This is a genomic window from Geofilum rubicundum JCM 15548 (assembly GCF_000974365.1).
GTDB classification, from domain to species: domain Bacteria; phylum Bacteroidota; class Bacteroidia; order Bacteroidales; family Marinilabiliaceae; genus Geofilum; species Geofilum rubicundum.
This window is the reverse complement of the sequence record NZ_BAZW01000095.1, coordinates 1-7,649: the sequence shown is the minus strand read 5'-3', so window position 1 is coordinate 7,649 and position 7,649 is coordinate 1. Positions and strand designations below refer to the sequence as shown.

2 protein-coding genes are annotated in these 7,649 nt (G+C 41.3%); both read left to right on the top strand.

All coding sequences use genetic code 11. From position 1 onward, the window contains the following. Positions 1-169 (top strand): T9SS type A sorting domain-containing protein (locus JCM15548_RS26490; protein WP_157482997.1); only part of this gene is annotated, 169 nt, incomplete at its 5' end. A gap of 294 nt (positions 170-463) precedes the next feature. Beyond that, positions 464-7,649 (top strand): DUF8693 domain-containing protein (locus JCM15548_RS19560; protein ID WP_157482995.1); only part of this gene is annotated, 7,186 nt, incomplete at its 3' end.

Genomic DNA, 7,649 nt, shown 5'->3' with positions numbered 1-7,649 from the left:
TGGAAATGGTACAGTAGAAATTTATACCATCGAGGGACGCAAAATATCGGAAGTGCCCGCTCGCAGTAGTCGCACCCTTATTCTATTGCCTGACGAGAGCGGTGTTTATATCATCCGTGCCAAGTTTGGTAATCAAGTGAAGAGTGAACGCGTGATAGTGAAAGGGTAAAAGTTAATAGATTCCTTTAAAAAGAGCCGGTTTCAATATGATACCGGCTTTTTTTACGCTTGGATTTTCTCATGTTTTGTCTACAATTCTTCTTTATGGAAGGTTTTAGTTCACTAATCGACGTATTGATCGCACTTGTCACTAGTTGTGGTCTTTTCGTACAATTAAGTCAACTATTTCCTTATTCCTTCGTAAAAATAAGATGCAATCAATATTTTTGCATTTTTTCTTGATATGCGTGTTGTTGGTCGCGTGATTAAATTTTTGTTTGTCGGATTTTTCAATAGTTAGTATATGAATAGTTTTTACATGAAGAGGTTTGTTTTTGCTTTTGTGGGGTTGATGTTGGGTTGGATGATTCAAGCTCAAACAACTTATTATGCATTGGTTTCAGGGGACTGGAATAATTCTGAAGTTTGGACGCTTGATCCTGCAGCATCTATTCCTTCTAATCCAAATAACTCCTTCCCAAAAGAGGGAGATAATGTTGTGATTAAGACAGGGCGCACGATTACTTTGAATGGAAATGGGATTAAAGCAAATGTGGTAACTGTTGATGGACGGTTAGAAACGAAACAGACAAGCGGTCATCAATTTTTCCAAATTAGGGGAAGTGGACGAATAATAATGGAAGCTGATAATTTTCCAGCTGGTGATGCATCTCATTTTATTTCTAAGAATCAGGGAGAGGGAACAGCAGTGTTCAGTGGAGGTTCTTATTCGCTGTTAACTGCCAGAACTTTCTATAATATGGAAGTAGCTTTGGATGCTGGTGGTGTTCTTGCAATTGGTGCCAACCTTAATTTGAATGGAAATCTGGAGGTGCGCAGTGGTATGCTTCGCTTTGGCAATAGCGCTTTGTCAAGATCTCTAACTATTCAAGGAAATGTCTTCATAGCTTCTAATGCTTCAATTACTGTTGCCAATAGTAATGCAACACACCAGTTTGAAGTGTATGGTAACTTGGAGAATAATGGTCACATGAGACTGACTAATTTGGATCAGCCAACCTATAACAACAACCCTTCCACCGGGTCAGTGACTCTTGTTGCAAAAGGGGCTTCTAATACCACTTTTAGTACCAATAGTATCACGTTTTTACATCGGCTTATCGTTGACAAAGGAACTGACCGAACCTATCGATTAACTTTATACTCTTCTACCAGAGACAATTTTCGCCTTTTTGGACGCAACAACAATGCCCTTGCTGATAAAGCCTTGTATATTAAAAGCGGTACCCTTGAATTAACAGGTGATCTGTACCTTCATTCCCTTACAGAAGGGGGGAGTGATTTTACGATTCCTCTGTCAGGAGGGCTATGGATTAATGGTCCGAATGTAGAGGTTAACACCACCGCAATTAGTAATGATGCAGATGGTTTTACTTCAGTAGGAGTTACTGCGGCAGCAAGTGGAAGTCAATCTTTTTCTGTAAAAGGTCATTTTAAAATTACTGATGGGACATTAAATACGCATACTCATGGTTTTGTGGCATGGGATGATGGTAATGCTTTAGTCGAAGTTGCCGGAGGAAAAATTAAATCGCCAGGATTCAGGAGTGCAGGCACGCAAGATGGTAAATGGAGCTACAATCAATCAGGTGGAGAGGTCATTCTTTACGGAGACTTAGGAAGTGATTTGAACGGTTCTGGTGTGGCTACCTTTAGCGTGAAGGGCGAGGACAATATTTTTATTATGTCTGGAGGTATTCTTGAGATTCAGGACGCTGCAACGAATAATAACTTGGCCATAAACATTGAATCGGGCGAAGGGAAATCAAGTGTGACTGGGGGAACAGTTCGAATAAAAAGAATCACTGGCGCCGGGGCGAATTTTAATGTCGTTTCTAGTGTTCCCTTTTATAATTTCGTATTAGATGGAGAAGATGCCACAACCAATGTTGTTGTAGATGGTCAATTGAATGTGCTAAATGATTTGGCTGTTGGCGCAGGAACATCATTTGATGCAACGGGTTGTCTGGTTTCTGTGGGCAGGCATTTCGATATTACTGGTGATTTTATTCAAAACTCAGATGCTTTGCAAATGATTGGTTCCGGTGATGGACAGATTATTAATAATCGTGGCTCATTATTGGAGTTAAACGCTCTTATTCTTGATAAGAATAGTCTCAGTAATACAGTATCCCTTTCAGGTGGCAATATAAACATTGAAGGAGACCTAACTTTAAAGCAGGGATTTCTCGAATTAAATAACAGAGATTTGTTTTTACAAGGTGATTTCACACTGGAAAAAGGTTCTGTTATTTCATCGGGTTCTGGTAAAACTATTTTGAATGGGACAAGTGGCGCTCAGACTATATTTTCAAAATATCGGAAGGATTTTAGTTTTGGTGTTGTGGAATTGGCCAATAATATTCAGCTGAACAGTCATTCTCTATTGTCCAAGTTAAGCTTTAGCGGCAATTATATCGTTGATTTAGGAGTTTTCAATTTGGAAATAAATGTAGCAGATTATTCTGCAGAACCTTGGGGGTCAACCCGGATGTTTAGAACAGCAGGAAACTCTTCTGATGGTGGATTGACTTTGCCAGTCCTATTGAATGGAAATTATAGCAACACAGTGGTTCAGCGATTTCCAGTTGGGACATCTGCTGGTTATACGCCGATGGAGGTGCAAGCTAGAAATGCTTTGCAATCAAATGGGACAATTACGGTCTCTCCAGTGAACGATTATCATCCCACTGTAGCGGATGAGCAATACGCTTTGGATTATTTCTGGAGGGTTTCAGATGTTGGACTGGAGGATGTTGAAGATGATATTCGGTATATGCTCACTAATTATGAGGATTTTAATATTCCCAATTATGTGGTGTGGCCTTTTACAAATGCGCCCCCTGAAGGTATCGTGTTTTATGATAAAGAATGGAATAATTATGGAGATAATGTTGAGTTTAATAACAGATTCCTTAGATTTCCATATAATGCACCGTTAAGTAAAGATTTCTCTTTTGGAGTTTTGGACGCCTCATTTTTGTGGATTTCGGTGCTAGACCCACCACGAACACTGTATAGCCGTCAGACGGGCAATTTTGGTGACAGGAATACATGGTCAACTACTAGCCATACTGGTGGCCGTTTGGGAAATGGAGATCATCCCCGCGCAATTGATTACTGCATAATTCACCCTGATCATGAGGTGACAATAGATGGTAACGGTGCCAGAGCCTCCCAGGTGGAGGTTAATGGATCTCTCATTGTAAATGAGGGCACAACAGGTCACTTTATAGATATTATTACCGGAAGTGGCCGCTTGGTTTATAATGATAATACCTTAATTAACGGTGATCATACCGAATTTTGTAACAATGCATCCGCCATTTTTGAATATGCAGGAGGCAGGTACGAATTACCTGTGGACATCTATAAATACCCTAATCTTCATATTTCTGGTAATGATCGAAAAACCTTAGGCAATGTTGATCTTGAAATAGTAGGTAATTTGAAGATTGATGATGTTACAATTAGGATCAGTCCTAATGAGTTTGGAGATTTGAATATTGCTGGTAACCTTGAGGTTAATGGTCCTGATGGATTGGTGCAATTTCGACGAAATGGCGACCCAAGAATTGTTCAAATAGATGGAGATATTGTTTTAAGTGAAAGCGGTCGTTTAAGCGTACAAAATGCTAATGATGCCAACCCTAATTTGGAGCATATCCTTACTCTTTTTGGAAGTGTTGATATAAAAAGCGGAAACATGAGCCTTTACCATCACAATGTTAATACCCATTCTGTAAAGGTTCTTTTTGAAGGTGATCAGTCTGTGACTGTTGATAATAATGGCACTCTGAATTTTGGAAACATAAGTATCAAGAAAGGACCGGATAACAATGTGCATTTTCGTGCACCCTTTAATTTGAGGGCTCCAGCCGATCGAGCCCAAAAGGCATTGGAGTTGGTTTCCGGAACTGCTTGGCTTGACCATGATGCTATTGATTTAACACTGACCAGTGGTGGTAACGATTTCCGTATTCCATCAACAGCCTCCATAATAGTGGATAATGGTGCCACGGTTAAAATTGATGGGGATGATACTGGTATCTGGCTGGATGGTCTATTGAAAATTGATAACGGCGCCAGTGCATTGCTCAATGGTGGCACAAATAACTATATAGAATATTCGGCATCCGGAAATGCTGAAATTTGGGTGGGCAATACGGATAATGTTAGCCCTAATACCCTATTAAATGTTGGATCACAGATTCGAAGAGGCATTAATACGGATGCAGGTGTTTTGAAACTGACACAGGATAAAGCAGCGACAGACATCCTTATTGGGGCAGACAGTGCACCCGTTTCAAATCGCGGTGTGCTTGAATTGATGAATGAAGGTAGCGCGTTTACTCAGAATGAAGCTGGAAGCTTTATTACAATTGCTCAGGGACAAGAGAATGCTTCCGTTCCTGCCTTGATTTTTGATCCAACGGCTGTTCATATTACTACAGGAAGCGGTTTTCGTATTGGAGACGGAACCTCGGCTGAAAATCAGACCATGGGATTGTTTATGAATCAGCCATTAAAAAATTTGGAGATTAATTTGCCTTCTTCCTCAAAGGCGCAATTTAATACTGTTGGGGCAACGTTAGAGGAAGACTTGGCCATATTAGCAGGAGAGTTGGATGCCAACGGGCTCGATGTTATTCTTTATGGCGATCTTGTTAATAATGGGATATACAATGCCAATTTTAATACTACCTATTTCAGAGGGAATTCAGCCCAAACCATAAACGGCGATGTTGCTTTATACAATGTGGTCAAGCAGGGCGCTGCAACATTGTTACAGGATGATGATTCCGAAGTAACTGTGGAAAACACCTTCCGTATCGAAGAGGGAGTTGTGAACACCGCCGATAATCAATTGATTGTCAGAGGCGATTTGCTTATTGAAGAGGGAGCTTCAACTCAAAGTTCTGAAACTTCAGATGGTATAGTTATGGCTGGAAGTAATAGCCAACTTCTGCAAGGAGGTGGTGATGTCTCAACATTAACAATTGATAATCCTGCAGGCGTTGTTGTACCAACTCAGGGTGGAGCTTTGACGTTTACCAGTCAATTAAAGTTAAATGAAGGCGTATTTGATATTGGTCGCAATTTGTTAGTTATTGGTAAAGATGCGGAAATCGTGTCAGGGGCGGGGGGATTTTCTGAGTCAACCATGGTTCAGACCAACCTTTCCTTTACAGATGCAGGTGTCCAAAAGTTTTTACCTTCTATTTCAAGTGCTAAGACTTATACCATTCCCATAGGTTCAATGGGGAAATATACACCGGTGGGGATGAATATTAGCAGCAATGGCAATGATACTGGATCGATAAGGATAAAGGCCGCAAATGAAGCTCATATTACCATTCCATCTTCCGCACGGAATCGTGTATTGCAATATAATTGGACGCTTGATGCTGAAGGTATTGAAGATTTCACATCAGTTATTACAATGCAAGGGAATAGTGGTGATATCGCTGGGGATGGAGAGCAATACATCACGGCTCGACTTTTAAATGCTTCTGAAGGTTTGTGGAATAAGTATACGAAGGATGATTTTGATGGAGTTAATTATACCTTAAGCTTTACTTTTGAGAATACCAATGATGCTGGTATAGATGGTGATTTTACTGCTGGAGAAGAGGACGCTATCCCCGATAAAGTACAAACTTTTGTGACCAGGGCTAACGGCCCATGGAATAGTCTTGCAACCTGGATGGTAGAGGGTGGAGCTGAATTGCCAGCTGGTGGACCAAGAGGAGCCATAGTCCAGATTAATCACGAAGTAAGCATGACCGATAATGGATACGCTGCCTATTTAACTGAATTAGGGGCAGATGGTGTTTTGTATACTGGCACTACCTTTGGTCACCGATTAGGTAGGGTTAAAGGTAATGGGCGTTTGGTGACTGAACGGGAAGCATTACCTGCCGGTGAATACGGTCAATTCTTTTCAGAGCAGGGTGGAACATTGGAGTATGCCGGAACTTCGAGTTATGATGTGCTTGGTGAAATTCCTCAGGTGAATAATCTGGCACTTTCTGGTGCGGGCGACCGACGTTTGCCAGCCTTGGATCTCATTTTGACAGGAGATTTAACAGTTGATGGAGCGAATATGAGAAATGAAAGCGCTACTGCTATTTTGTTAAAAGGTGATTTACTTTTCGAATCTGGTAGGTTTGACAATAGAACAGCCAAACTAACTTTTGGAGGTACAGAAGTACAAAATGTTGCAGGTTCACGCAGTCTTTCTGGCATTGATGCCCTGTATCTTGCAGAGGTTGATAATCCAGCAGGTATCGCCCTGAGCAATGACCTGGAAGTATCCAATAGCATGGCCATAACTAATGGTAATGTTTATTCAGAAAATAGCAGTTCATTGTTACTTTCTAACAGTGAGTCCACTGCTTTGACTATAAGTAATTCGTCTAATTTTATTGGTACGATACTAAAAAAACAAATGACGACAGGCAGTTCATGGGTTTTTAATGTAGGTAGAGATTCACGAAAGGGGGCTTTGGCTATCGACAATGTTTCGGCTACGGGTATATGGGAGGTAGAATATTTTGATGCAATGCCAACCGATAGAAATAATAGGGTCAGTCCTCTAGTTTTTATTAGTAGTAGTGAATACTGGCGGGTGAAAGCGCCAGAGGATGCTTCCGCAAATATCACTCTGCGTTGGGATGCCAATAGTGGAATTAATCCGGAAGAGGAGTCAGATCTTCGTGGAGCTCAGTATTTGGAAGATGGATGGAATGAATTATTATTGGATCCCATTCTGGAGAATGGAGATGGTGGAACTGCTTCCATTCGAAACCCTTTATCTTTTAATGCTTTTGGATTTGGTAATTATTTAACTTTTGGGACGATCTTTAATCATCCTTATACATGGACCGGAGCTACAAGTTCTGACTGGTTCACAGCAAGTAATTGGACCAACAATTCTGTCCCTTCAGCCAGTGCCAATACAACCATTTCTGCGGCTGAAAACTTACCTGAGATTTCAGGTGATGATGTTGCACATGTGAACGATCTGACTATTGAAAATAGTTCTTCATTGACCCTGAAATCTAGCGGAAAACTGACCGTGAATGGGGATTTGACTATTGCTGCAACGGGCGAGTTGGTTTTGGACAATGGTTATGGTGTGAATGGTATGGCTTCGTTGATTGCCCATGGACAAATTCTGGGAACCGGTTCGACCCGGATCAGATTAACCACCCCTCCCAATCAATGGTTCTATCTGGGAAGCTCTGTCCAGGATGCTGTTTTCTCCGACTTTAGCGCCGGAGAACCCAATATCATCATTAACGTGTATCGGGCCAATAAATGGTGGGGTATTAAGTCCGGCCTGGCGGGCAGGTCTCTCCGATCCATGGAAGGTATCGTCACCAATTTGTTGTTGGAAGCTTCATCGGATAATCGATTGATCGAATACACGGGAGAACTGCATACCGGTCCGGTCAGCCGAATTT